The organism is Dyadobacter sp. 22481, assembly GCF_052044875.1.
Classification (GTDB): Bacteria; Bacteroidota; Bacteroidia; order Cytophagales; family Spirosomataceae; genus Dyadobacter; species Dyadobacter endophyticus.
Genome location: NZ_JBQENV010000002.1, coordinates 1426224 through 1449197 on the forward strand (window position 1 = coordinate 1426224; position 22974 = coordinate 1449197).

Consider the following 22974-nt stretch of genomic DNA (forward strand, 5'->3'; position numbering starts at 1 on the left):
CTTCCCGAACTATAAAAACAATGTCTATGGGTTTGAAGCAAATGCCAGCCCTGGCGCTCGGCGCTTTGTTGTTCTGGGCATGTAACCAGTCGCCAAAAAAGGAAAATGCGGTCGTTGGAATTAGCTATCAGACGGGTGAGGTTAAAAAGGAGAAGTTTGGCGGTTGTGACACTATTACAAGCAAAGGCATTTCCCTGATTGTCAACCTTTGGCAACCTACCGATTCGAATGCAGTAGCGGCGAAAATTCGGGAGATCTTGAATGAGAAGACGATTCAGCGACTGAATTCCTATGGTGACCCGGCCAGCGCTGCTGCGCGCCTCGAAGCAAACAAAAGTACGAGCGCTGCATTTAAGGATTTCGAAAAGAACTATAACGATTTTAAAAAGGATTTTCCCGACTCGCGCGGCTGCTGGGAGATAGAATTGCACGGAGATACCGTGATGACGACGCCGAAAGTGCTTTTTTATCAATTGGACCACTATGCATTTACAGGCGGTGCGCATCCGAACACCTTCACGTCGTACCACGCATTCGACGGTAAAACCGGCGAAGAGGTCGAAATGAAAAGTTTTGTGGCCGACTCCGTGGCTTTGCTAAAACTGGTTGAAACAAAGTTTCGCGAACTTGAAAAACTGACACCCGGAGTCGATCTGGAAGACGCCGGTTATTTTTTAGCAAACCACAAATTTTTCATTCCCGCAAATTACGTTTTCACAACCGAGGGCGTCCTTTTCTACTACAATCCGTATGAAATCGCGGCCTATGCCCGTGGTCCGATCGAATTTACAATCCCTTACGAAGAACTGAAAGGCATTATCCGGAAAGAAGCGGTGTTCTGATTACATCTCGCCGGAATCCTTAAAGCTGTAATAGCCGTCATTGGTAAAGATTATATGATCTTGAACGGGCAGGTCGAGCAATCGGCCTGCCTTTGTAATTTGTTCGGTGAGGACCTTGTCGGCCAGGCTGGGTATCAGTTGCCCGGACGGATGGTTATGGACGAGAATAACGGAGCTGGCCATATGGTCCAGTGCGATTTTGAATACCATTTTGATATCCGTAGCCGTACCGGAAATGCCTCCTACGCTCACCTGTATGGCTCGCATCACGTAATTTCCCCGGTTGAGCAGCAGAATCCAGAACTCCTCATGCGTTTTGTCCATCAGATAGGGACGCATGGCTTCGTAGACCGGCTTGGAGCCGATAATTTTATTTTTCTTTTTAGAAACAATGTCGCTGCGCCGCCGGCCGAGCTCCAATGCTGCCAGAATAGTGAGCGCCTTCGCTTCGCCCATACCCTTGATTTTGGTCAGATCCCTGACGTTCAGCTTGGCGAGTTCGTTGATATTGTTGCCAACTGACGCCATCAGCTCCCTCGCCAGGTCGACGGCGGTCATTTCCGTGGTTCCCGAGCGGATTAAAATGGCCATCAGCTCGGAGTCCGAGCATGCGGCCCGGCCTTTGTTCATAAATTTTTCACGGGGTTTGTCATCGTCGTGCCAGTTGATGATCACCTTCGGATTGTCGCTTTTTTTTCTGGGCATATTCCGGCGCATTAAGGCTTGCATCCTTGATACGCAGAAAGTGCGTTTTGGTAACAAACGCTATTGTCCCAGTTCCGTGAGGGCGGCACGGGCTTTGTTGTCTATGCTGTTCTTGTATTCATGCTTTTTGAAACTCATAGCTTTTTTGAAATACAATACAGCGCGCTGATTGTCAGCCTTTTTCTGGTAAATATAGCCCATTTGCAATGCCGAAGATGCCGCAAAACCTCCCGCACCGGCATCGGCCTGCCCAAGCGCGATCGAGCGGTCGTAAAATGGCATTGATTCGTTGATATGACCAGATTTTTGGAGAATTCGGGCCATACGATAATTGAACTCGGCTTTTTCGTAAGTTGTGCCAAAACTTTTTTCCGAAACGGTCTTCATCAACTCCCCGGCCTTCTGAAAATAGCCGCCATCAGTTGCATACCGGGCCTTGTACAGCACTTTTTGCATCGGGCTGATTTTGCCCTCGCCAAATTCCTTCGCAATTCTTTCCGCAAACTGATCGGCTTCCACGATGGTACTGCCGGTTTGGGTTACCTTTTGAATATATCCCGCAGCCTCCTGGTCGCGGCCGGTGAGCCAGCGGCACAGGAACATTTTGAAGTAGCTGTCCTTAATGTAGTTGAACCCGGTATATTGTTTCAAAAACCGCGCATACAAAGCGAGTGCTTCCTCATAATCGCCACGCTGAAGTGCGATTTCCCCACGCAGGTAGTTTAGGAATGGAAAGGGCATATATTCCTTGCCGACCGGTGCCTCTGCCAGGAAATACGAGGCCTCCTCGCTTCGGTTCTCTTTCATCAAAACCGTTGTGGCGAAGAAATGCAGTAGCAGGTTATCAGGCTGCTCTTTGGGCCATTGCCGGATGCGTGCTTGCTGTTCGGGGCTTAGTTGGAGGGTGTAGGCATGCAATAGGAGGTCGATCAGTTCGGCCTCCTGCTTGAAAAAAGGTTCTTCTTTCACCACCTCCCGAAGTTCGCGGATGCCTTGCTTGATATTCCCTTTCAACCCCAGAATCTTGGCGATCCAGGTATAATTTTCAGGAATTGAGCCAATCAGCACGTGGAGGAGGCCCAGTGATTTGAGGGTAGGGGTAAATGCCGGAAATTTCTTTCGGTTATCTTCCAAAAGCCGGTAGGCCTTGATAATCTCCCAGGAGCCGCTAACCTCATTGCCGAATTTGAGCTTGGCAAATGCAGAATGCAGGCGGATGTCGGCCTGGAATAGTCGTTTGTAGGGCGACTTCTCCGAAAGTCTCCCGACCTGGTCGAGTCGTTTTTCCTGTTGTTGGGTGAAAACTTTATAGCGGGAACGGTCTTCGGCAATGAGCAGATAATGGAGGTCTGCGTAACTGTCGAGGTAAGCTATGAACGGGTTTTCGGCATTAACCACCCTTTCCTCGTCGATCAGTTCGCGTGCTGCGGGGAGTCTTAATTTTTGTATTTCAAAATAGGCCTTTTGCAGTTTTGGAGAAAAAACAACGTCGCTTTGCTCCTCGACAGCTAATGAAGGCGGGAAGTATGCGAATAGAAGCAGACAAAATAACAGCCTGTACACCTTGGATTTGCCTTTGGGTAATCTCATGCTCATGGTAATGCGCATAAAAAAAGGTTGTCCGGATAAGACAACCTTTCAATTTAATATTTAAGATCCTAGCGGCGCTGGTGAACCGGTTGAACGCTCTCTACGTCGGCGAGGATACGTCCGCAATGCTCACAAACGATCAGCTTCTTGCGTTCGCGGATATCAGCCTGGCGTTGAGGAGGAACGATGCTGAAACATCCACCGCAAGCTCCGCGCTGTACGTGCACAACGGCCAGACCGTTCAGCGAGTTGTCGCGGATTTTTTGGTAAGATTTTAATAAACGTTCTTCGATTTTCTTTGCGTGCTTCTCTCTTTCCGCGCTAAGTGCCTTCTCTTCGGATTCGCTTTCGCTGGTGATTACCGAAAGTTCGTTTTTCTTCGCTTTCAGGTCTTCGTTTCTTTCATTCAGGATAGATTCCGCACGGTTTGCGTCTTCTTCGATGAGGCGGATGCGGGCTCTGGCTTCGTTAATTTTCTTGTCGGCCAGTTGCATGTCGAGCTCCTGTAATTCTATTTCTTTAGTGATGGCATCGTATTCGCGGTTGTTGCGAACGTTCATCTGCTGATCTTTGTATTTCTTGATCAGTTTTTCCCCTTCTTTTTGTGCATTTTTGAAATTGTCAATTTCTGTATTCAGATTGGCAATTTCTGATTTAAACTTCCCTAACCGCGTTTCGAATCCTACAATCTCGTCTTCCAGGTCCCTTACTTCTTCGGGAAGGTCCCCGCGGGTTTTTAGTATTTCGTCAAGGCTTGAATCGATTTCCTGAAGTTTCAGGAGAGCATCTAGTTTTTGTGCGATTGTGTTTTCCATGTATGTCTCTTATGGACTTGTTTCAATGCTTGAATGGTGAGGTAGTCAGCCCTAATATTAACAGATTATCAGCAGAATTCGTTGTCAAAACCGGTTTTCAGGAAAAATACCGCACCGGATTAGTACTGATTTCTGACAAACAGAGTGCGAAATTACTAAATTTTCCTGATATATATTCATGCAATAAATTTTTCGTAAATACTTCACTTTCGTAATGCCCTATGTCACAGATGATAATGCGTCCTTCGGCATCGAAAAATTCATGATACTTGTAGTCCGCCGTCACGTACGCGTCGGCACCTGCGGAAATGGCATTGCGTAGCAAAAAACTGCCAGCTCCACCGCAGACCGCCACGCGCCGGATCTTGCGGTCGGTCGGTTCTGTGTATCTGATCACCGATGCGTCCATTTTATCCTTCAAATGGGTCAGAAAGCCGGCTGTATCCATCGCCTCGGGAAGTTCCCCGATCGCCCCGGCGCCGACGTCCTGGTTTTCATTTTCCAGCGCAGACATGTAATAAGCTACTTCCTCGTACGGGTGCGCGCGCTTGAGTGCGCTCAGCACCTGTGCTTGCAAATGCGAGGGCAGTATTACTTCCACACGGTGTTCTTCCGCCGTTTCTAGTTTTCCACGTGTGCCGGTAACCGGGTTTGCATTTTCGCCGGGAAGGAATGTACCTAGTCCCTCGCTCCGGAAGCTGCAATTACGGTATTCGCCGATTTCGCCGGCGCCGGCCTCGAAAAGTGCTTCCAGGACGTTCTGCGTATTTTCGACAGGGCAGAAAAATGCCAGTTTGGTCAGTATTTGCTTTTTGGGGGCCAGTATTCTGACATTCTGAAGGCCGAGACGCCTGGCGATCTGCGAGTTCACGCCACCGACGACGTGGTCGAGGTTGGTATGCGTCGCGTAAAGCGCAATATCGTTTTTGATCGCCTTCATCACCGTCCGCTCGATATAATTCTTGCCGTTGAGTTTTTTTAGGCCCTTAAAAATAATAGGATGGTGCGCCACTATAAGGTTACAATGCTTACGGATGGCCTCGTCGACGACCTCCTCGGTAATGTCGAGCGTGAAAAGGATGCCAGCCACTTCAGTATCCGGCGAGCCTACCAGTAATCCCGCGTTGTCATAATCTTCCTGGTAGGGCAGCGGTGCGAGCTTTTCAAGCTCGACTAAAATTTCTTTGATGAAGGTCATAAATTTTCTGGTGGTTCAACTATTTCATTTTCAGAATATTCTTCATTGAAGGGTTATTGTTTTACAAATAAAATAACTAAATTGCTGTGTAAGGTGTTGCAATCGTAAATATTAATAGTAGTTTTGCACCACGTTTTACAAGGACGATTGTGGAACGAATCGGTTTGGTAGTTCAGTTGGTTAGAATACATGCCTGTCACGCATGGGGTCGCGGGTTCGAGTCCCGTCCAGACCGCCGATTTTTTGAGTATTGTTGGTTAGTTGCGCTGGTTCAAGTCCCGCCGGAATGCCGGCCCAGCCAGACCGCCGATTTTTTGAAGTTCTTTATTTAATGGTTTGGTAGTTCAGTTGGTTAGAATACATGCCTGTCACGCATGGGGTCGCGGGTTCGAGTCCCGTCCAGACCGCACAAAAGCTCAGAGAAATCTGGGCTTTTTGCATTTTAGGGCTTTTGCTTGGTAGTTCAGTTGGTTAGCTTACATGTTCGGCCCACAGGGTTCGAGTCCCGCCGGTGTGCCGGCCCAGCCAGACCGCACAAAAGCTCAGAGAAATCTGGGCTTTTTGCATTTTGGGGCTTTTGCTTGGTAGTTCAGTTGGTTAGCATACATGTTCGGCCCACAGGGTTCGAGTCCCGCCGGTGTGCCGGCCCAGCCAGACCGCACAGAAGCTCAGAGAAATCTGGGCTTTTGCATTTTAGGGCTTTTGTTTGGTAGTTCAGTTGGTTAGCATACATGTTTGGCCTGCGCGGTTCGAGTCCCGCCGGTGTGCCGGCCCAGCCAGACCGCACAAAAGCTCAGAGAAATCTGGGCTTTTTGCGTTTTAGGGCTTTTGCTTGGTAGTTCAGTTGGTTAGCTTACATGTTCGGCCCGCGTAGGGTGTCATGCAAGGGGCGGCCTGAAAAGCTTTTTCGTACCGATTGATAATCGGAGTTCTGACTGTGCTGCCAGATTGTTAACTTCAGGTTGGTTTAACCTGGAAGACATGAAAACAATATTTTGGCTAGCAGTAACCCTGGAATCGGCGGGGCTGGTGTATTTCATTCGTAAAGCGTGGCTGTTGCTCCGCGCTGATCAGCGGTATGTCTATCCTGAATATTACCGCCAGGTTTTCTATCCGATCCTCGTGCTCTCGGTATTGCTTATCGCGAGTCTTCTTATTAAATATTACTTCCACTCGGATAGGCCAGCCACATTCGTTGCGCTACTTCCCGTGATCATGCTTGTGCTGGCATTGGTTGGGATCATTGTCGGGACAATTCTGGTGGGTGGTAAATGGCACTGAAATGCTGCTATTGGGCTTGAAACGGCCATAAAAAAACACGCAGGTTTCAAAATGAACCCGCGTGTCAAATTACACTTCATCAACAAACTAAAAACCAAATAAAACTAATACGAAAAAAATCGCTTGTCAAGTTTTTTTTGCTGTAGGAGGGGGATTCGAACCACCCACGGTGCGGTTAGCTACGGTACAAATACTGTTGGTGGTCCACCCCAGTCGACTTGCGTCGGCATTATGCCGCGTTTATCCCTTATTCACCACCCCCGAGACAGGAGGGCATGGCTGCCAATTTCATCACCCTACAATGTGATCTCAAATCGAATAAAGCGTTGTTTCCAACTACTTTTCTGATTTTGGTTCTGCAAAACTAAAACTTCTGTTCTGAATTATAAAATATTTTCATTTAAAATTGTTAAAATTTACGATTCTTTCATAATTTGAGATTGATTGTTGCGAAGAATTCAAACTTTTAACACAAAATGCAAAAATATTCAGATATTGACAGTACCGATCTGCGCATCCTTTCCCTGCTGATCGAGAACGCAGCGTTACCGTACACGGAAATAGGCAAGCGTGTGTTTGTCTCCGGCGGGACCGTGCATGTGCGCATGAAAAAGCTGGAACACATGGGGATCGTAAAGGGCTCCCAGCTCGTGATCGACCCGACGAAACTGGGCTGGGATATCAGCGCTTTTCTTGGAATTTACCTCGATAAAAGTTCGTTGTATGAGCAGGTTGCCACCGAATTGGAGGGGATACCCGAAGTTGTGAATATCCACTATACTACGGGAATTTATAGTATCTTCCTGAAAATCGTTTGCAGAGACACAGGGCACCTTCGCGAAATCCTCCACGACAAGATCCAGAAAGTAAACGGTATCCAACGCACAGAAACGTTCATATCGCTGGAAGAAAGAATCAACCGCTCTATTCCATTGGCTGAAAGCTAGTTGAAGATTTCTCTTGACCTCATTAAAAGAAATTTGTAGATTTGTATTGTATATATAAAAAACTTATATATATTTGCTGTATAAAAATTTCACTCATGGAGAATAACACAACGAGTAACGAGTATGTACGGGGTACATTAAAAACCATCGTGCTGAATTTGCTGGCAGAGCACGACCGCATGTACGGTTATGAAATCACCCAAGAGGTTAAGGATAGAACAGGTGGCGCTATTGCCCTGACATTCGGTGCGCTTTATCCTGTACTCCATAAATTGGAACAGGACGGGCTGCTGCTGACCGAGTCGGTGGAGGTGGACGGGCGTCTCCGGAAATATTATTCGCTGACACATCGCGGAAATGAAACCGCGCGCACTAAAACCGATGACTTAGAGCGTTTTATAGATGCAGTAAGATTACTGCTAGCCCCCAAAAAACTGGCAACAGAATAAATAACAGGTACATGGCTAATCTTTAAACAGATCGATCTATGAAACGCCTTCAGGAAAATCGCATTGACCAAATAAGCAAGTATTTGCAGGCCAACAAGCTGGATCCGGAATTGCTCCCGGAGATCCTCGACCACCTGGCTTGTGAAGCGGAGGAAAGTCTTTGGGATGGCCAGGCATTCGAGCAGATTTACCAGGATATGGTAAAAACAGCTGATGCGCAAACCCTCCTGAATCTGAGTGTTGATCATCAAAATCTATTAGCCATGGAAAAATCTTTGAACGACATCGTCTTCGAGAACCGTAACAAGTCTTACGGCGCGTATGATCTGAGAAAAGGTTACGGCCAGACCGTCCAGCGGGCGGTCGTGATGGGTGTAGCGTTTTTTCTGCTGCTGGTGATGTTCCCGAAATTGTACGCGAGGCTCACGCCCGATCCCAAACCGGACGATGTTGCCTGGTTGGTGGAGGTGAACCCCGTGAACATTAAAATGGAAGAACCGCCGGTGCCGCCTGCAAAGGAGGAACCAGCTCCAGTGCAGAAAACGGTGAAGGCACTGACTCCCGAAGTGCTTCCAGATAACGAGGTTGAAATTGAAGAACTGCCGCCAGTGGTGGAGGATCTTCAGAATGCGCAGCCGTCGACAGCAACAGTGGACGGAGCTGAAAATATCGACGTGATTGCCCCTCCGGTTGAAAACGCACCGGCGCCAAAGGCAGAAGTCGCTGGCGTCGAAACGAGGAGAGATGAGACTTTTACGCATGTAGAACAGTCGCCACAATATGCGGGAGGAAATGAAGCGATGTCGGCTTTCCTGCGTAAAAACCTTAAATACCCCAGACCTGCATCGCAAGCGGGCGTGCAAGGGAAGGTATTTGTACAATTTACAGTAGGTTCTGATGGAAAAATAGAGAATGCGACCGCATTGAAGGGTATCGGATTTGGTTGCGATGAAGAAGCGGTTAGAGTGGTGAAGATGATGAAAGACTGGATGCCGGGCAAGCAAGCCGGCGTTCCGGTAAGGGTAAGATTTACACTGCCGATTGCATTTCAACTGGACTGATCATCGCTCATTGCGTAGATGCCTCCCTGTTATTGAAGAAAATCCTCGCTTCGGCGGGGATTTTTTTGTTTTTTTGTGGTGTTGAAATCTTCTACCAGGTAAGCCGGATGATAATAGTATTTGTGAGTAACCATTTCAGTGTGAGTAATTAATGTATGCGATAGTTGATATTGAGACCACGGGCGGGGGAGGAGCTGCACGCATTACGGAGATTGCTGTATTCAGGCACGATGGTGTGCAGATTGTCGATTTTTTTCACTCGCTGATCAACCCGGAGATATACATTCCGCCATTTATAACCCGGCTTACGGGAATTGATAATGAGATGGTTAAGGACGCGCCCACATTTTACGAAGTGCAGGACGCTGTGCGGGCAATGACACGCGACGCGTGGTTCGTGGCCCACAACGCCAAATTCGATTATGGCTTTATCAAAAAAGAATTCGGGGCAATAGATGAGTACTTTCAACGCGACTTGCTTTGTACCGTGCAGCTGAGCCGGAAGATTTTCCCAGGCCTGAAATCGTACAGTTTGGGTAATCTTTGCGAGAGTCTGGAAATTATGATCGAAAACCGCCACCGGGCTCATGGTGACGCGGAAGCAACTGTACGCCTTTTTGAGATGTTACTCTCGAACGATCGCCAAAATCTCATTCCGATTAATCTTTATCAATAGCGAAATCGGCCCGAACCTTTCATGGAATGGTTTTTGAATGTTGGTTAGCATCATTAACTAAATATTCCTTCCCATGAAAGCTTACATCAATCTTCTGATTATCCTCCTGTTGTCTTTTACGCTCACTAGCTGCGAACTCATCGGCGATATCTTCAAAACCGGCGTCTGGACTGGCGTAATTCTCGTGGTAGGCATTATCGCCATCGTAATCTGGCTGTTGGCTAAGGCATTTGGGGGCGGTTCGCGATAGCGGTTTTTGAAAAGATATAAATTGAAATATAAAATCATGCAGGTGCTTGCATCTGAAAGTTCTCTGTTTCATCTTTGCACTCCTCAATCGGGGGCCAGATATTCCATCGGGAATGTCGGCGAAACATTGAAATCGGGGGATTAGCTCAGTTGGCTAGAGCGCTTGCATGGCATGCAAGAGGTCGTCGGTTCGAATCCGATATTCTCCACTTATTAACTACTTCTGATCTGAAACCTCCCATTTTGGGAGGTTTTTTTTGTGTCCTATCTTTTTCTTCTCCAAGATTTTAGCTCTCCTAAGCTCTTCCGGTGGCAAATTCGGTGGCACGAAAAACCTCGCGGTGGCACGAACATTTTCGATTAAGAAATGAAATTATTCGACTACGGAAGTGGATAAAAAAAATAGGTACTTTTTATATGTGATGCCAAATATTTCTATTCGGATAGACGGCTACCTGTTTTGCGGTTACATAGCTTCGTGGGTTTTTTAATGAATTTTTATTACCCACATGAGTACACCAATTCCCTCTAATCGCATGGAAATTTTATTCTGGAAACATGCAACTTCGAAACAAGAAAAGTCCGGTCTTTGCACTCTTTATCTGCGCGTTACCGTCAACGGTAGGCGCGCGGAAATCGGCTCTACCGGGATTACTATCAGTGTAAAAGATTGGAATGTCCACGGGCAAAAGATCACTGGCCGCGATCCGTTGAACAACTTAAAGAATGAACAGCTAAAAGGCTTGGAAATGCGATTGTGGGGCATTTTCAATGATTTTGTGCGCCGGAACGAGAAAGTAACCGCAGACCGGATAAAGCGGGCGTACATGCTGCCGTCTGCGGTTACTTACGTGTTCGCTTTCGATGAGTACATGAAAGGATACGAAAAGCGGAAGGATGTCTCGGAAAGCTCAAAAAAGACACTCCGGAACCACCGGCAGCTGGTGCTCCGGTTTCTTGGCGACAACAATCTGCGCGAAATATTGGTCGAAGAGTTCACGCCCGACGTAATGGAAGGCTACCGGGCATGGTGCAAAGGCTCCGGCTACAAAGACAGCTACTTCACGCGGTCGGCCCGTTCATTCGGGGCCGTTACCAAATTTGCCAAAAAGAAAAAATGGATTTCGGAAAATCCGCTCGACGATTACACGATTGGGAAAGAGCGAATCGAGCGTCCGGAGTACTTGGACTCGATCCAGCTGGGAAAGTGGAAAAGCCACCATTTTGCGCACCCGACCGCGCAGAAAGTAGCCGACTTGTTTGTGCTTTACGCGCGTACCGGGTTCCATTATCAGGATCTTATCCAGATCATTAGAAATCCATCTGACTACATAATTACCGGCATTGACGGTAAGCAGTGGATCGTGAAACCCCGGCAGAAAACCGATATCGAGGCGAAAGTCCCGATCGATCAGTTTCCGGAAGTGAAATCGATCGTGTCCAAATATGGTGGCTGGGGTAAGGTGCCGACATTTTCTAATGCAAAGATGAATGACTGGCTTAAATTGTGCGCTGCCGAAGTAAATATGAAGTTAGTGCCAGCACAAAGGATTTACCCGGAATTGTCGGTTAAGCATGGACGCACCTCATTTTGCGATTACTGCCTGAACGAGCTGGGGCTCTCTCGGGAGTCGATTCTCACAATGATGGGGAGGATCTCGGCCTCAGAACTCGATCGGTACGTCCGGAGCGACGAACGGGCCGTTATTGCTGCTTTCAAGATAAGTGCGGCACTTGCCTCCTAAGTAAAAAAGAGGGATATGGACGTCCCTCTTTTCACTCATAATACTTGTCTCAAACTAAACTTCGTCATCTGCGCTACGTCCATTCGTCAGTATATCGGAGAATACAGCGTCTAGGTTATAAAGCTTGCTTTTAACTACTTGCATAAGTTCCCTGAACGTTTCTGTTGCCTCGGGACTCTTAAAATCATCCGAGTCGTAAGTTACTTGTGGGATGTTTTCTGCATCATCCTCCTTATCGAAATTCCGCATTATATCCTGAACGGTATATTTTGGCGAAGGAAAAACGTTAAGCCAAAATGCTTCATCTGGCGGCGACATTTTTGGCACTATGGAGAAAATATATTTCCCATTATACACAAAGAAGTAAGATTTGTGGTAGGGCTCCACATTACTGATTTTGCTTTGGTTCTCAATCATCGCATTGATTACCTGAATTATTTGATCCATCAATTCTTCACGTTTAAGTCGACTTGCACGTCTTTAATAATACCTCTCAATTCATTAGCTAGGCTCCGCTTTCGCGCCTCGCTGAACTGCTCCGGCTTCCTCTGTGCTATTTTAATTTTTTTCTGAAACTCCAACAAGCTCTGATTCGACCTAAGGGCTTTATGACCACTTATATGTCCGTCAATTTCGCTCAAAATTGCAATAATTTCTGCTTTGTCTTCCGCTGTACTATAACGAAGCGCAACGAGTTTTTCTAATATCAGTCGAAGGTCAACAAGACTGGCATAAGTGGAATAGTTTAGCAATATTGAGACAGCCTCGGAAATCTTCTCCCGGTTGATCCAATACAGGTACATAGCTAATCCTGCGGAGCATATAGTAAAAATATTTCCCCAGATATTGAGAAATAAGTCAATTTTTTGCCAACTGTCTGCTGTCAAAACTAATTAAGTTTAGGTATTGCACTGATGTGATTCAATGTTCGACCTAAATATAGGGCAATGATACGACAAACGAAACTGGAAAATCTTCGTAGTTTTTAGTAATTCCATGTCAGGCACTCGACTTTTTTTCTGCTTACTTTCTGCGTGTCGACGGTCAGCCACTTTTCGAAATCTTGCGACTCCCACCTCAATCTTTCCCGGTATTCGAGCAGCAGCTGCTCCGGGTAGCTGCTTAGTAAGAACTTGCCTTGCATGATAGCACAGGCGTCGAGCAGCTGCCGGAAATCATCCATCGAATATCCTTCGTAGTGGCCTTGATCGGAACTGACGTATGGCGGGTCGAGATAGAAAAATGTGTCCGGAGAATCGTAGGCGCGTATCACTTTTAGGGCGTCGTAGTTTTCGATCGTAACCCGTTTCAGACGCTGTTGATAGGCGTGCGTAAACCGGCTTTTAATTCCAGCCAGCCGATTAGGGGTTTTGCCCCGCCGATCGTATCCAAAGCCCGCCCCGATCTTTGAAGCAAAACTCATATTTGCCTGCATCCATACTGCCCAGGCGCAGCTCACCGGGTCGGTTATCTGATCGGCCTGCGAAAAATAGGTGGCACCAGATTCGCGGTGCTGCTGTCTCGAATGGAATGTCTCGTCGACCCGGCGCTCGATCTCGTCAAAGTCGTATTTCAGGACTTTGTAGAAGTTCACTAGCTGGTGATTGATATCGTTGACAACTTCCGCAGGACTAGGCCGTTTAGCGAAGAATATGGCACCGCCACCGAAAAACGGCTCGACGTATGTAAAGTGTTCGGGGATCAGCGGCAGGATGTGAACAGCCATCTTTTGCTTGCCGCCGTAGTAGGTAATTGGGGTTTTTAGCTTCATACCGATTTGCAATTAGGTGGCAAATTCGGTTGCACGGAAGTGGTTGTAAAGGACAAAAATTTAAGCGTGATTTGTCCAAGGATGCCGACTACTGATGATCTAATCCGACAACTGGACTGCCAGTGGCTAGCCAGGGTTTTTCCAGTGGATCGATAATGTGAGGGGTCGATCGTAAATACGTTTTGGAATCATAGGTAATTTCTCCATCGTCATTAAAAACTGGTTTTACATCGGGATCTTGGACGGCTGTAAGCAGAAAGTTTGATCCGTACATAGAGCCATGCTGAATGCCACCACCTACTTCGTTGTGTAGTTTTTCCTTGATTACCTTTTTTATTAATCGCATCGGGGAAATATCAGGGTCAGTAGCAAGTATATTATTAGCGACATTTTTCCCGCTTCCAAAACATAAAATCCCGTCTTGCATTAGAATTTCATCAAAGCTGAACTTTTTGGTATCTCCCGGGCGGTCTTTAATTGAGAAATGTAGGGCTAATGGTCGGTTCTCGATATGACAGTGCCCAACTATAACCATTTCGCAATGTGCTCTTTCAAACGAGGTACGTGCAAGTTCACAAGTTACCGCCTCGTATACCCGTAGTATCATACCGGCAACACCTTTGAACGAAAGGTCAGTTTGCGGCCCCATAATGAACAGTCTTTGCAATAAAGAGCTGATAGATTCTTTCACAGTGGATGCCGCCATGTAGCTGCCTGTCATTCCCAGACCTATATGGTATTTCGCATCATTCGGTAATTTCGGGTGTATGTAGGGGCGATCAATGTAACCAACGAACCCATTTTTAAAATTCATCTCAGTTGAGAATAACTTTATTCCATAGTCGAAATGTTGGTCGTCTCCGAAAGTTATTCTTGTGTCTGAGCTTAGGGTAATATTACCATTTGACTTTTTAGCTACCAGTAAAGTCATTTTTTAGTTGATTGTTAAGAAGTTACGCGCGAATTTCGAAAAGTTGCACTCAAATTGCAATTCCGGTACTTGTAAATCATTTAGAATCAGATAAATAACAAAAATAACGATAGTTTTTTACTTAAAAATCCCTTTACTGAGCCCGCCCTTTAACTTTTTGGAAATTTCCATTTTTGAAAAATTCGAATAGCTGTGAGGGGTAGGGGGGCCTAATGCCACCCCCCAGCAGATCCCCCGCACCCCCCTGTGCGCCCCCGCTCGCGGTGGCGGGTCGCCGTCCGGGCTACTTGAACTCGATGTCGAAGTCGCCGTCGACCGGCCTGATCCCGGCCAGACACCGCCACGCCGCGTAGTAGTCGACAGTGTCCGATAGATGCGTCGCTCTCTCTTGGTCGTCGTCCTTCTGCTCGCTCTTCTTGTCCTTCTTGTAGTCCGCAGTCAGCGGTGCCCGCTGCATCGATATGATCGTGCTCTTGGCTTCGACGGGATGGAAGCGCATGTGCATACCGTCTTCCCTTGTCTCGCTTAGTATCCCCTCCATGAGCTTATGGATCTCATCCTTCAAAGGGTTGTAGGTAAGTGGGCACAGTACCACATCCCAGCCCGCCCTGATTAATATCTCGGCGAACTCGTCAAACAAAGTAATCCAGGTGCCGTCTGATTTCTTTTTCGCACCGGCGCTGGCATTTAACCCGTTCCTATCCCCGGTTAGGTACATGGTCTTCTTGTGGTGCCCGGATAGCCGCTCGACCAGCTCGACGGCGAGGGACTGCGACATCGACATATCCGGCTCGGGTTCCTTCACGAACACGTTACGCACACAATGCTGCGGCTGGCCGCGATCCTGCCAAACAGTGCAGCTGGTAAAGTGGGCGTTAAAATCTACCACCGTTACCAGCTCCTGATAGGGAGAATAAAAGGTTTCAAAATCGATCTCCTCGTGCCGATCGGAGAGTGCCGCGTAAAAGCCTTTCGGGATCTTGGTCAGACGCATTCCGTTTACTTCGACATTGAATTCCAGCTTGGTGAGCTTCTTTTTAAGGTTGTCGACGTAATTGCCGGGCAAGAAAACCTGATTATCCTTTGTAGTAACCTGCGCAAAAAAATACCGGTTTGGCTCTTCCTGCATTAGCTTTTCAATATCAAACATCCATTCGCCCCCGGAGCCATAGGGCGGGGAAGAAAATACGGAAATCAGCCAGTGCAAATTCGAGTCGTATTTCCCTTTGTTGGCGCGGATACGGCCTTCGAGAATTTTCAGCCATTCCCTTTTAAAGAGCAGGGCTTCGTCCATGAAAGCAAAATCGTCGTTTCGGCCTCGGTGAATATCGGCGTTCATTTTATAACCGCAGACCTCCATTACCCAGCCGTTCGGGAAGGCGATACAGTTGTCCCAATTGTCCGGCTCCTGCCACGGCTTTTCCCAATCCTCGGGTGGTTTTCGCCAGAGCACGTAGTCGCCGCTTTGTGTTTTGGGATTGTATTCGACCAGATCAAAATGCTCGCGCCAGACCGATTTCACACCGGGAAAAATGCTCCGCTGAAATTGGGTAACGGTCAGACAGGCGAACTGCCCTTTTGCTTTGGGCAGTTCCTCCTTGCTGATCAGCATCATTATCGCCATCGCGAAGCTTTTCCCGGAGCCGATCCCGCCGATCATCGCGGCCGTTTTAGTGCCGTCCTCGTCCAGATCAAACATTACGCCTTCGATGAAATCGCCCTGCTTTTCGTTTACTTCGACAGTTTGGATCAGCTGGTTACTCGACTGTTTCATAGTGTGCTTCTTCGGTTAATTCGTCAGAATTTTTTCCGGAATCGGCAATAACCGTTTTTCGCTTAATGACGATTTTGGTTGGTTTCTTTTTGGCGTCATCCGGCAGCTTGCTGGTGTCGTAAGCCCCGTCGATGGTCGCCGCCTCCTTTATCATGGCTTTCCACTCGCGGAGCAGCGCGGCAGCTGCTTTGTCGTCGGTTCCGCGATCGCGCAGGGCTTCGTAGTCCTTTTTTACGTCGGCGGCGGTGTTGCGCAGTAGCTCGGCGTACATGAATTTGATGCCGTCCCGGCTCCGGAGCTGCCGCAGGTCTGCGAATACTTGGTAAGCCATCGCGATCAGCTCCCGCGCCCGGCGATCTTGCACGTTTACGCGCGGGTCGGATTTGGCCAGTGTGATCGCCTGAATGTCGGAAAAGCCTTCGCGCAGCCAGCCCCGAATAATGTCGATCTTTTCGAAGGTTTCCTTTTGTTGGACTGTCAGCTGGCGTTCACCGAGCATGTGCTGCTGGTAGATGTCCATTTCATCGTATACCTTTTCGAGGTACTTGTTATTTTGTCGCATAGGTCAGCTGGGTAATTTGATTGCGTAATTCCATTTTTAGAGCCTGCATTTTGGCAAGTTCTTCGCTCCAATGCTGCGCCTTTTTGTGCTCCGGGTTGATTTCCAGCTTCTTTTTTGTCTTGCTGATATTGGAGTTAAGCAGCGCCAGCTCGACGCGCAGATCCGAGGTTGTGCCATTGGGGTCGATCGCGGGGCGCTCGGTCTTTGCTGCTTCGTCTTCGAGCTTCCGACCGGTCTTTTTGTAGTACTCGATCCGTTTCATTACCTGCCGCCACTGCTCGCGCTTCTCGACGATCCTTTCGATTACCGGTTTGACTCCTTCGAGATCAGCGTCGGCATATTGGTGCAAGGTATTAGAAAGTAGAGCTACTTCCCGGTGCAGATTATCGGCCTGCACCAGAAGTAGCTCTACGTAACTGTTTTCGGGAACCGAAACCGCGCCTATTTGGCTTCTGTCGGCTCCGGCTGCTCTTCCGTTTGTGGCTCCGGCGTTTGTGGCTCCGTTGGGTCTTCCGGCGATATTGGCACCACCGTTCGGGTCGTTTTCAGCGGATGGTTTTCGAGCGGTTCGGTCTTCGGTTTGGCCTGCGCTGCTTTGGTTGCTGCCGGTTTCAACGGCTGCGGCTGCTTGTCCGGATTTGGCTCGTCCTCCGTTTCCACGGTAGCCGTTTTTTTTTCGGGGTTGAGCGCGTTGTCGTACTCGTTTTGAGCGTGTTCGAGCTTTGCTTTGTTGGCGTCGGAAGGGTCAGATCCTACCCGGAGTTTTGCGAGCTGCACGGCGGCTTTAAGTTGTTTAATGTCCATGACGGAATTTAAATTTTCTGATAAAAAAATCGGGATTTTGGAAAGTGGCGTCGGGGAGTGGTTGCTTTTAGGCCTGGGCTGCGGCCTGCTTGCCTTTTACGGGTGTTTCCGGCTGATCAATGACGCGTTCGTCGCCGTTTTCTTTGAGTTGTGCCAGCTCTTCCTGTGTGAGGGATTCGGGCGTTTTTGTGTTGCCATTAATCCAGATTAATAGCGTTTTGTCTTCGGATTTGAAAGAAAGCATGGTTTTGAAAATGTACTCCCCTGAACCGGTCAGGGGTACCCGACCAGGGGAGTAGGTGGAAAATCGGTTAATTAGGCACTGGCCGGAAGCGCGGTCACGTCGAGCGTGATCGTTGAAGCGAGCGGGAAAATAGGTACCTGCATACCGTCCTGTTTCGCGGTAAAAGTGACCTCCTTGCGGGCTGTACCTTTTTCGGGGAGCACAGCCTTTGTCTCGAACATCATCGGGATATACTTCTGGCCGATCCAGTAGAGTTTGTCGTCGTTACCTTGAACGACTACGTTCACCGGCGCTTCGTATAGCAGTGTTTGCATTTTGACGATGTCCTTATCGTAGCCGATAACTTTAAACTCGACGGATTGCGTAAAACCTGCGCCCAGCTTCATTTCAGTATCGAATTTGGTAGTGTCGTACCATGCTTCGATTTCGATAAACTTTTTGCCCGTTACGTAGGGAATCGGCCCCGCGAATTCACCGGCAGTTTTTGCGATGTCATACGTCAAAAACTCTGTTTGCAGGTCTTCCGTCAGGATCAGGTACAAGCGCTTTGCACCACCCATCGTGGGGGATTGACATTTTCGCTTTAATCCGACCAGCGGGGTGCAAAATGCGGCAGAGCCTTCCGGAAGGATCGTAAAGTTTGTGAATCGTTCCACCAGTGCCGTAACGGCGGCAGCAGCTGCGAAACCGGCGATCGCGTTGCCGGTCGAGTGTGTGATTAGCGCAGCCAAAGCGACCACGGAAGCAAAAAAACCGAATTTTAAGAGGCTTTTCATAAAGAAAAAGTGTGTTTTGAATTGGATACGAGATTGTAGCAGGCTACCGGGACGCGCAGTTCGGACTCGTGACCGGTAGCCAATTGGAGGGGGTGGGTTTACAGGTCGTTTCGGAAAATCCAGTCTCCGGTTGCGAAGTCGAAGTCGAGCGAGGCGCGGATCGTGATCTGGTAGCTCTTGATCGCTTTAACCACGTTGATCGTGAAGACGGTCGGGTCTTCGTTGCACACAAACAAAAGGTTTTGTGGCGGGGTGATCGTGATCGCATCGGAGCCGTTCAGACCCGGATCGACGACAAATTTCATGTTTGAATAGTCGTCGAGCGTGTCGGGGCGGTCAGCCGGGCCGACGTGGGTCGGGAACTTCGTCTGACGGTTGCGACGGTACTTATCATACGCAACGCGAGAGCAGTAGACGCCCAGCTCTTGGTGGAGCAGGTTTTCGTCAGTGGATGCCAACAACTCGGCCACTCCGTTAAACTGCGCGTAGGCGTTTGCGTCTGTTAGCGCGGTGCCGTCGAAAATGTGGCTTGACGCGATGTCGCCGCCGACCTGCGATTCCGCAATAAACTTGGTCAGGAAACCGTCCGTCAGTGATGCCGCGCCAGATCCTGCTGCGTTGTAAACGCCACGCCATGCAGTTTTCAGGCGAAGGAATTCGAAGTGTTTGCCGACGATGTAACGAAGGAAAAACAGCTCGAACGGCGTCTGGTTCACCTCATTAAGCGAAAGCCCCGGCGTTTTCAACCAGCCCAGATAAGTCTGGTATGCTTTCTTGATGTCGCTCAAGGTAAACTCGATGTCGATGTCGCCTTCGCGGAATGAAACGATACGGCTTTTTGCGCTCAGCACGTTCTGGCCTGTAAAGTTGTCCGAAGCAGGTTTCCAGCCGTCTTTTACCGAAAGCGAGAGCAACGGAGTTTTGTCGCGGCTTTGTACGACGGTGAAATCGCGACCCAGCGTTTCCGCGCCGTACATAATCGATTCTTGAATGATTGCGCCGCCGCCCTGGGTGGTGCGCATTAGCTCTTCATGGAAATTGTTAAAATCAATTGCAGGCATAGCCAAAGTGTAGGTATAGTGGAAAAAAGAAATACGAAAAAAGGTTAAGCCGCGCCGCGCAGGCCTGCCGGGTCAGTGCGCCCGGCGCGGCCTAACGTTTGCTACTTGCCGTTAGCCTTATTGTAGACTTCCAGCGCGTGAGCGTTGTACGAAGCCATTTCCGATTTGCCCCGACTGTTTGCGTCTTCTTTGGGCGTGCCGGTTCCGGCTTCGGCAGCTCTTTCATGCTGCGCTTTGTACTTGTCGCGCTCGCCAGTTAAGGTGGCGATCTGCTCGTTAAGTTTGGTTTGCGCCGTCGCGGCTTCGGTAAGCTGCCCTTTCAGCTCGGCGACTTTGTCGTTTGCTGCTTTGAGATCTGCGGCCAGTTGGCTCGTGGCGGGGTCGTTGAGTTTGGCGTCGAGTTCTGCCGCGTCTTCGGCAAATTGATTAAACTCTTCTGTCGAGAGTTTTTCCGAAATTGCAATTCCGGAGCGCCCGAAAAATGAGGCGATTGCCCCGGCGATAGTTTTGCTCATGTGTACAGTGATTAAGAATGAATTACGATTTTTTTGCCGCCTTGATCGCGTCGGCGAGCGTTCCGAGTCGGTCGACGAGTCCGAGCGATAGCGCCTGTTTGCCTTTGTACATTTTGGCGCTGAATACTTCGTCGGATTTCAGCCTTCCAGCCCTGCCCCTTCGAACGTAGCCGACAAATGCTTTGCGGGCGTCGTTGAGATCCTGCTGAATTTCGGCGCGAAGGTCTTCGGTCAGTGGCTCGTAGGCGTTCAGGCGTGCTTTGTCTTCCGAGCCGTCAGCGCGGAAAATCTCGACCTCGTAGCCCTCGTTTTCCATCGCTTTCTTTTGGTTCACATAAACCATTAGCACGCCGATACTGCCGATTTCTGCGGAAACTGAATTCTCCATGACCATTTCGTCGGCTTGGCTCAATGCAAAAACCCCGGCGCTGGCACATAGCCCATTCACATAGCCGACGACCTTTTTGCGAGAGTTGCGGATCGCATTCGCGACCAGCTCTGTACTGTCGACGGTGCCGCCCGGCGTGTGGGCAGAAACTACAAGCGCCTTAATTTCCGGCTCGATATTTGCTCGTTCGATCACTTGCGCCATAAACTCGTTACCGCCTGTACCGCAAACGCCGAACCGGCTCATGGCACCATTTAACGAAAGAACCGCCACACCGTCAGAACCTGCTTTAAGCGCCTTGTTTAGCGTCCATGCGACCGGGTCGAAGTTTTCCTCTTGATCGTAGATCGGAATGCCCGCCGCGATTCTCATTGTTGGAGGGATGGGATCGAAACCGGCGTGTATGCGTGGCAGGATTATATTTCGCATCCTGCCCGCGTACAGCTCGTCGATGTACCAAAGCCCTGATAAGGTTTCTGCGTTCAATGTCTGCTAGTTTGTGTTTGTCTTTTGGACGAAGTTCTAGCAAGAGAAGGGCAGTTGAAAGGACATGAACCGATAAGTAATTTGCGTTAATCATTCAGTCCAAAATCACTAAATTGTCTATTCTATCGAAATTTTATGGTATCGACACAATGATTAATGGATTAAATGACTCTGAGAAATATCTGGCTAAAATTTGTGAGCGAACTTTCCTTTCACTTTATAGCTATCCTAATGTATTTGGGAGAAAAGTTCCTGCACACGAATTGTGTGACCTGCTAGTAGTTGTAGGCGATGATATTATCATTTTTTCCGACAAAAGCTGTGCATATGGCAATCATGAGAAAGCGGATGTGAACTGGTCTAGATGGGTACGAAATGCGATTTTTGATTCCAAAAAACAGCTCCGTGGGGCAGAAGCTGCAATAAAAGGTTTTCCACAAGAAATATATCTTGATGCAAAAAAGACAAAAAAATTTCCAATTCCCGTTAATGTCACAAAAGATACAAAGTTCCATCTAATCCTTGTGGCTCACGGTACTGGTGAGCCATGCAAAAAAATGTTTGGAGGGAATGGAAGTTTAATTCTAAATACGGCTATTAAGTCACAAGACGATCACAAAGAACCATTTCAAATTGGTGATATTTCAGACGGAAAATCATTTATCCACATCCTTGACGATGCTACTTTTGAGCTATTGTTGACTACGCTCGATACAGTTACCGACTTTGTAGAATATCTAGTGAAGCGTGAGAGGTTTCTTACTTCGGATTTTTCGATAATGGTGACCGGCGAAGAACAACTACTAGCACAATACCTTAAAACATTAAATTCGGAGGGAGAACATGATTTCATTTATCCATCTGAAACCGATATCGACGGTATGCTAGTTGAAGAGGGTTTTTGGGAAGATCTTCACGAAAGTGAGCTTTTTTTGAAAAAACTCGAAGCTGATAAAATTAGCCGCTTCTGGGATCATTTGATTGAGGAATTCAGCAAGCACGCTAGAAATGGAACTCAAGACTTTGTTAGTAGTGGTGGTTTTGTGGACGCAGAATTTGCAATTCGATTTCTGGCAAAGGAATCTCGGTTTTCTCGTAGAGTTCTTTCTGATCAGTATATAGAAATTTTGTCTTTGCCATTAGGTCCGAACGGCAGGCGAATTCGGATGTCTGACATTCGGCTTGCAACTGGAATAATCTACATCTTTGCATCGTTTCCCCACAGAAATCCGAGGAAGGAAACGCTTAGACAATATCGAGATTTTCGTAGAGAAGTGCTTGAATCGTACTGCTATGTGGCTAGATTACTCCAGCCAGCCGCAAAGTTCGTAATTGCGATTGGCATGGAGTCAGGGCTTGATACCTCTAAACAGTCAGAAGATCTTCTTTGTTTTGATTGTAGCAGCTGGGATGATAATCTTCAAAGGCATGCGTTTGAGTTACACTCTGTCCACGGTTTACTCAAAACTACTAGCCGGATAGAGCAACACTACACGGAATATCCTAAAAACTAAGCAAAACTCATTTCGAAACTTATGTCGAATTCGCGGTTTACAACGTCGAGATATTCCTGAAACGACCAATCCGGAAGCCATTCAAAAAAGATCTCTCCGAGCGGGATCGGGGGGATACTTAGCCCGTCCTGTTTGGCTGCAAAAGTGACCTCCTTGCGACCGGTACCTTTTTCGGGGAGCACTGCCTTTACGTCGAAAAGCAGCGGCACGTGCTTTTGTCCGAGCCAGTATTTTAGCCCGTCGTTGCCTTCGACGATCACATTTACGGGGTAATCTTTCAGGATCGCCATTAGGCGCACCACGTCGTCTTCGTAGCCTAAATGTTTGAATTCGAGCGCATGGGTAAAGCCCGCGCCGATCTTCATTTCGCTATCAAATTTGGTAGAGTCGAACCATGCTTCGATTTCGACAATGCCCTTACCGGGCTTTAATGGGATCCCGCCCGAAAAGCTACCGTACTGAATGGCCAGCTCATAAGTCAGGAATTCGCGTTCCAGATCGCGGGCGTAGATCATGTAGAGCCTGCGAGCGCTGCCTACGTTTGCGCCCTGGCATTTGTGTTGTAGTCCAATAAGCGTATTGCACATAGT

The 22974-nt window shown here is 48.2% G+C and carries 27 protein-coding genes and 3 tRNA genes; 12 read left to right on the top strand and 18 right to left on the bottom strand.

From position 1 onward, the window contains the following. Positions 1–26: 26 nt before the first annotated feature. Positions 27–842, top strand: coding sequence for a DUF3298 and DUF4163 domain-containing protein (locus tag ACTJJJ_RS15910; protein ID WP_188933467.1), 816 nt, complete (start codon positions 27–29; stop codon positions 840–842). On the opposite strand, the gene radC is transcribed toward ACTJJJ_RS15910, so the two are convergent. The 4 genes from radC to ACTJJJ_RS15930 form a co-directional block, all read right to left on the bottom strand. Next, positions 843–1547 carry a RadC family protein gene (radC, locus tag ACTJJJ_RS15915; RefSeq protein WP_188933464.1) on the bottom strand — a complete coding sequence of 235 codons (705 nt, stop codon included), beginning with the start codon at positions 1545–1547 and terminating at the stop codon, positions 843–845. It lies immediately after the preceding gene. 60 nt (positions 1548–1607) lie between these two features. Beyond that, a complete protein-coding gene (locus ACTJJJ_RS15920) occupies positions 1608–3155 on the bottom strand; it encodes a hypothetical protein (RefSeq protein WP_440702283.1) in 1548 nt (515 codons plus the stop codon). 50 nt (positions 3156–3205) lie between these two features. Next, positions 3206–3952, bottom strand: coding sequence for a zinc ribbon domain-containing protein (locus ACTJJJ_RS15925; RefSeq protein WP_188933462.1), 747 nt, complete (start codon positions 3950–3952; stop codon positions 3206–3208). Between the two features lie 97 nt (positions 3953–4049). Continuing rightward, the gene (locus ACTJJJ_RS15930; RefSeq protein ID WP_188933451.1) at positions 4050–5150 is read right to left on the bottom strand and encodes a Nif3-like dinuclear metal center hexameric protein; all 1101 of its coding nucleotides are present in this window, start codon (positions 5148–5150) and stop codon (positions 4050–4052) included. A 161-nt stretch (positions 5151–5311) separates the two neighbouring features. Here ACTJJJ_RS15930 and ACTJJJ_RS15935 point away from each other — a divergent pair. The 10 genes from ACTJJJ_RS15935 to ACTJJJ_RS15980 all read left to right on the top strand — a co-directional run bounded on the left by ACTJJJ_RS15935 (position 5312) and on the right by ACTJJJ_RS15980 (position 11558). Continuing rightward, positions 5312–5385, top strand: a tRNA-Asp gene (locus ACTJJJ_RS15935). A gap of 98 nt (positions 5386–5483) precedes the next feature. After that, a tRNA-Asp gene (locus ACTJJJ_RS15940) sits at positions 5484–5557 on the top strand. Positions 5558–6131: 574 nt separating this feature from the next. Further along, positions 6132–6431 (top strand): hypothetical protein, encoded by a 300-nt coding sequence (locus ACTJJJ_RS15945; RefSeq protein ID WP_188933445.1) that lies wholly within the window; start codon positions 6132–6134, stop codon positions 6429–6431. A 476-nt stretch (positions 6432–6907) separates the two neighbouring features. Beyond that, positions 6908–7378: an Lrp/AsnC ligand binding domain-containing protein gene (locus ACTJJJ_RS15950; RefSeq protein ID WP_188933444.1), complete on the top strand. Its 471-nt coding sequence runs from the start codon at positions 6908–6910 to the stop codon at positions 7376–7378. A 95-nt stretch (positions 7379–7473) separates the two neighbouring features. After that, complete coding sequence (locus ACTJJJ_RS15955; protein ID WP_188933442.1) at positions 7474–7827, top strand: PadR family transcriptional regulator; 354 nt, start codon at positions 7474–7476, stop codon at positions 7825–7827. 38 nt (positions 7828–7865) lie between these two features. Further along, the gene (locus ACTJJJ_RS15960; RefSeq protein WP_188933440.1) at positions 7866–8888 is read left to right on the top strand and encodes an energy transducer TonB; all 1023 of its coding nucleotides are present in this window, start codon (positions 7866–7868) and stop codon (positions 8886–8888) included. 151 nt (positions 8889–9039) lie between these two features. After that, on the top strand, positions 9040–9564 hold the full coding sequence (locus tag ACTJJJ_RS15965; protein ID WP_188933438.1) for a 3'-5' exonuclease: 525 nt from the start codon (positions 9040–9042) through the stop codon (positions 9562–9564). Between the two features lie 73 nt (positions 9565–9637). Continuing rightward, the gene (locus ACTJJJ_RS15970; protein ID WP_176885155.1) at positions 9638–9814 is read left to right on the top strand and encodes a hypothetical protein; all 177 of its coding nucleotides are present in this window, start codon (positions 9638–9640) and stop codon (positions 9812–9814) included. Between the two features lie 134 nt (positions 9815–9948). Then, positions 9949–10022: transfer RNA gene (locus ACTJJJ_RS15975), tRNA-Ala, on the top strand. Between the two features lie 327 nt (positions 10023–10349). Beyond that, the gene (locus tag ACTJJJ_RS15980; protein WP_440702284.1) at positions 10350–11558 is read left to right on the top strand and encodes a phage integrase SAM-like domain-containing protein; all 1209 of its coding nucleotides are present in this window, start codon (positions 10350–10352) and stop codon (positions 11556–11558) included. A gap of 54 nt (positions 11559–11612) precedes the next feature. Here ACTJJJ_RS15980 and ACTJJJ_RS15985 read toward each other — a convergent pair whose 3' ends face one another. The 13 genes from ACTJJJ_RS15985 to ACTJJJ_RS16045 form a co-directional block, all read right to left on the bottom strand. Then, entirely contained in the window at positions 11613–12005 is a 393-nt protein-coding gene (locus ACTJJJ_RS15985; protein WP_440702285.1) for a hypothetical protein, read from the bottom strand. Further along, complete coding sequence (locus ACTJJJ_RS15990) at positions 12005–12445, bottom strand: hypothetical protein (RefSeq protein ID WP_440702286.1); 441 nt, start codon at positions 12443–12445, stop codon at positions 12005–12007. Before ACTJJJ_RS15990 ends, ACTJJJ_RS15985 begins: the two co-directional genes overlap by 1 nt. A 98-nt stretch (positions 12446–12543) precedes the next feature. Beyond that, positions 12544–13329 (bottom strand): DNA adenine methylase, encoded by a 786-nt coding sequence (locus ACTJJJ_RS15995; protein WP_440702287.1) that lies wholly within the window; start codon positions 13327–13329, stop codon positions 12544–12546. Between the two features lie 88 nt (positions 13330–13417). After that, positions 13418–14260 (bottom strand): hypothetical protein, encoded by an 843-nt coding sequence (locus tag ACTJJJ_RS16000; RefSeq protein ID WP_440702288.1) that lies wholly within the window; start codon positions 14258–14260, stop codon positions 13418–13420. 283 nt (positions 14261–14543) lie between these two features. Further along, positions 14544–16034 carry a hypothetical protein gene (locus tag ACTJJJ_RS16005; protein ID WP_440702289.1) on the bottom strand — a complete coding sequence of 497 codons (1491 nt, stop codon included), beginning with the start codon at positions 16032–16034 and terminating at the stop codon, positions 14544–14546. Continuing rightward, positions 16018–16596 carry a hypothetical protein gene (locus ACTJJJ_RS16010; protein WP_440702290.1) on the bottom strand — a complete coding sequence of 193 codons (579 nt, stop codon included), beginning with the start codon at positions 16594–16596 and terminating at the stop codon, positions 16018–16020. The genes ACTJJJ_RS16005 and ACTJJJ_RS16010 overlap by 17 nt, the downstream gene beginning before the upstream one ends. Then, positions 16583–16945, bottom strand: a complete 363-nt coding sequence (locus ACTJJJ_RS16015; protein WP_440702291.1) for a hypothetical protein — start codon at positions 16943–16945, stop codon at positions 16583–16585. The genes ACTJJJ_RS16010 and ACTJJJ_RS16015 overlap by 14 nt, the downstream gene beginning before the upstream one ends. A gap of 92 nt (positions 16946–17037) precedes the next feature. Continuing rightward, on the bottom strand, positions 17038–17400 hold the full coding sequence (locus ACTJJJ_RS16020; RefSeq protein WP_440702292.1) for a hypothetical protein: 363 nt from the start codon (positions 17398–17400) through the stop codon (positions 17038–17040). 67 nt (positions 17401–17467) lie between these two features. Continuing rightward, positions 17468–17644 (bottom strand): hypothetical protein, encoded by a 177-nt coding sequence (locus ACTJJJ_RS16025; protein WP_440702293.1) that lies wholly within the window; start codon positions 17642–17644, stop codon positions 17468–17470. 71 nt (positions 17645–17715) lie between these two features. Continuing rightward, a complete protein-coding gene (locus tag ACTJJJ_RS16030) occupies positions 17716–18420 on the bottom strand; it encodes a hypothetical protein (protein WP_440702294.1) in 705 nt (234 codons plus the stop codon). 98 nt (positions 18421–18518) lie between these two features. After that, entirely contained in the window at positions 18519–19481 is a 963-nt protein-coding gene (locus ACTJJJ_RS16035) for a hypothetical protein (RefSeq protein WP_440702295.1), read from the bottom strand. A 101-nt stretch (positions 19482–19582) separates the two neighbouring features. Continuing rightward, a complete protein-coding gene (locus ACTJJJ_RS16040) occupies positions 19583–19996 on the bottom strand; it encodes a hypothetical protein (protein ID WP_440702296.1) in 414 nt (137 codons plus the stop codon). Positions 19997–20018: 22 nt separating this feature from the next. Continuing rightward, entirely contained in the window at positions 20019–20870 is an 852-nt protein-coding gene (locus tag ACTJJJ_RS16045; RefSeq protein ID WP_440702297.1) for a S49 family peptidase, read from the bottom strand. 113 nt (positions 20871–20983) lie between these two features. Here ACTJJJ_RS16045 and ACTJJJ_RS16050 point away from each other — a divergent pair, with 113 nt between their 5' ends. Continuing rightward, on the top strand, positions 20984–22384 hold the full coding sequence (locus ACTJJJ_RS16050; RefSeq protein WP_440702298.1) for a hypothetical protein: 1401 nt from the start codon (positions 20984–20986) through the stop codon (positions 22382–22384). Here ACTJJJ_RS16050 and ACTJJJ_RS16055 read toward each other — a convergent pair. Further along, positions 22381–22971: a hypothetical protein gene (locus ACTJJJ_RS16055; RefSeq protein WP_440702299.1), complete on the bottom strand. Its 591-nt coding sequence runs from the start codon at positions 22969–22971 to the stop codon at positions 22381–22383. The genes ACTJJJ_RS16050 and ACTJJJ_RS16055 overlap by 4 nt on opposite strands. Positions 22972–22974 lie beyond the last annotated feature (3 nt).

Excerpts from the sequence above, each read along its gene's own strand:
- ACTJJJ_RS15910 (WP_188933467.1), top strand. The coding sequence starts at position 27 with ATGGGTTTGAAGCAAATGCCAGCCCTGGCGCTCGGCGCTTTGTTGTTC.
- ACTJJJ_RS15925 (WP_188933462.1), bottom strand. The coding sequence starts at position 3,952 with ATGGAAAACACAATCGCACAAAAACTAGATGCTCTCCTGAAACTTCAG.
- ACTJJJ_RS16040 (WP_440702296.1), bottom strand. The coding sequence starts at position 19,996 with ATGAGCAAAACTATCGCCGGGGCAATCGCCTCATTTTTCGGGCGCTCC.
- radC (WP_188933464.1), bottom strand. The coding sequence starts at position 1,547 with ATGCCCAGAAAAAAAAGCGACAATCCGAAGGTGATCATCAACTGGCAC.
- ACTJJJ_RS16035 (WP_440702295.1), bottom strand. The coding sequence starts at position 19,481 with ATGCCTGCAATTGATTTTAACAATTTCCATGAAGAGCTAATGCGCACC.
- ACTJJJ_RS16025 (WP_440702293.1), bottom strand. The coding sequence starts at position 17,644 with ATGCTTTCTTTCAAATCCGAAGACAAAACGCTATTAATCTGGATTAAT.
- ACTJJJ_RS15920 (WP_440702283.1), bottom strand. The coding sequence starts at position 3,155 with ATGCGCATTACCATGAGCATGAGATTACCCAAAGGCAAATCCAAGGTG.
- ACTJJJ_RS15985 (WP_440702285.1), bottom strand. The coding sequence starts at position 12,005 with ATGGATCAAATAATTCAGGTAATCAATGCGATGATTGAGAACCAAAGC.
- ACTJJJ_RS16020 (WP_440702292.1), bottom strand. The coding sequence starts at position 17,400 with ATGGACATTAAACAACTTAAAGCCGCCGTGCAGCTCGCAAAACTCCGG.
- ACTJJJ_RS16000 (WP_440702288.1), bottom strand. The coding sequence starts at position 14,260 with ATGACTTTACTGGTAGCTAAAAAGTCAAATGGTAATATTACCCTAAGC.
- ACTJJJ_RS16055 (WP_440702299.1), bottom strand. The coding sequence starts at position 22,971 with ATGTGCAATACGCTTATTGGACTACAACACAAATGCCAGGGCGCAAAC.
- ACTJJJ_RS15995 (WP_440702287.1), bottom strand. The coding sequence starts at position 13,329 with ATGAAGCTAAAAACCCCAATTACCTACTACGGCGGCAAGCAAAAGATG.
- ACTJJJ_RS15960 (WP_188933440.1), top strand. The coding sequence starts at position 7,866 with ATGAAACGCCTTCAGGAAAATCGCATTGACCAAATAAGCAAGTATTTG.
- ACTJJJ_RS15945 (WP_188933445.1), top strand. The coding sequence starts at position 6,132 with ATGAAAACAATATTTTGGCTAGCAGTAACCCTGGAATCGGCGGGGCTG.
- ACTJJJ_RS15930 (WP_188933451.1), bottom strand. The coding sequence starts at position 5,150 with ATGACCTTCATCAAAGAAATTTTAGTCGAGCTTGAAAAGCTCGCACCG.
- ACTJJJ_RS16030 (WP_440702294.1), bottom strand. The coding sequence starts at position 18,420 with ATGAAAAGCCTCTTAAAATTCGGTTTTTTTGCTTCCGTGGTCGCTTTG.
- ACTJJJ_RS15950 (WP_188933444.1), top strand. The coding sequence starts at position 6,908 with ATGCAAAAATATTCAGATATTGACAGTACCGATCTGCGCATCCTTTCC.
- ACTJJJ_RS15955 (WP_188933442.1), top strand. The coding sequence starts at position 7,474 with ATGGAGAATAACACAACGAGTAACGAGTATGTACGGGGTACATTAAAA.
- ACTJJJ_RS16005 (WP_440702289.1), bottom strand. The coding sequence starts at position 16,034 with ATGAAACAGTCGAGTAACCAGCTGATCCAAACTGTCGAAGTAAACGAA.
- ACTJJJ_RS15970 (WP_176885155.1), top strand. The coding sequence starts at position 9,638 with ATGAAAGCTTACATCAATCTTCTGATTATCCTCCTGTTGTCTTTTACG.
- ACTJJJ_RS15965 (WP_188933438.1), top strand. The coding sequence starts at position 9,040 with ATGTATGCGATAGTTGATATTGAGACCACGGGCGGGGGAGGAGCTGCA.
- ACTJJJ_RS16010 (WP_440702290.1), bottom strand. The coding sequence starts at position 16,596 with ATGCGACAAAATAACAAGTACCTCGAAAAGGTATACGATGAAATGGAC.
- ACTJJJ_RS15980 (WP_440702284.1), top strand. The coding sequence starts at position 10,350 with ATGGAAATTTTATTCTGGAAACATGCAACTTCGAAACAAGAAAAGTCC.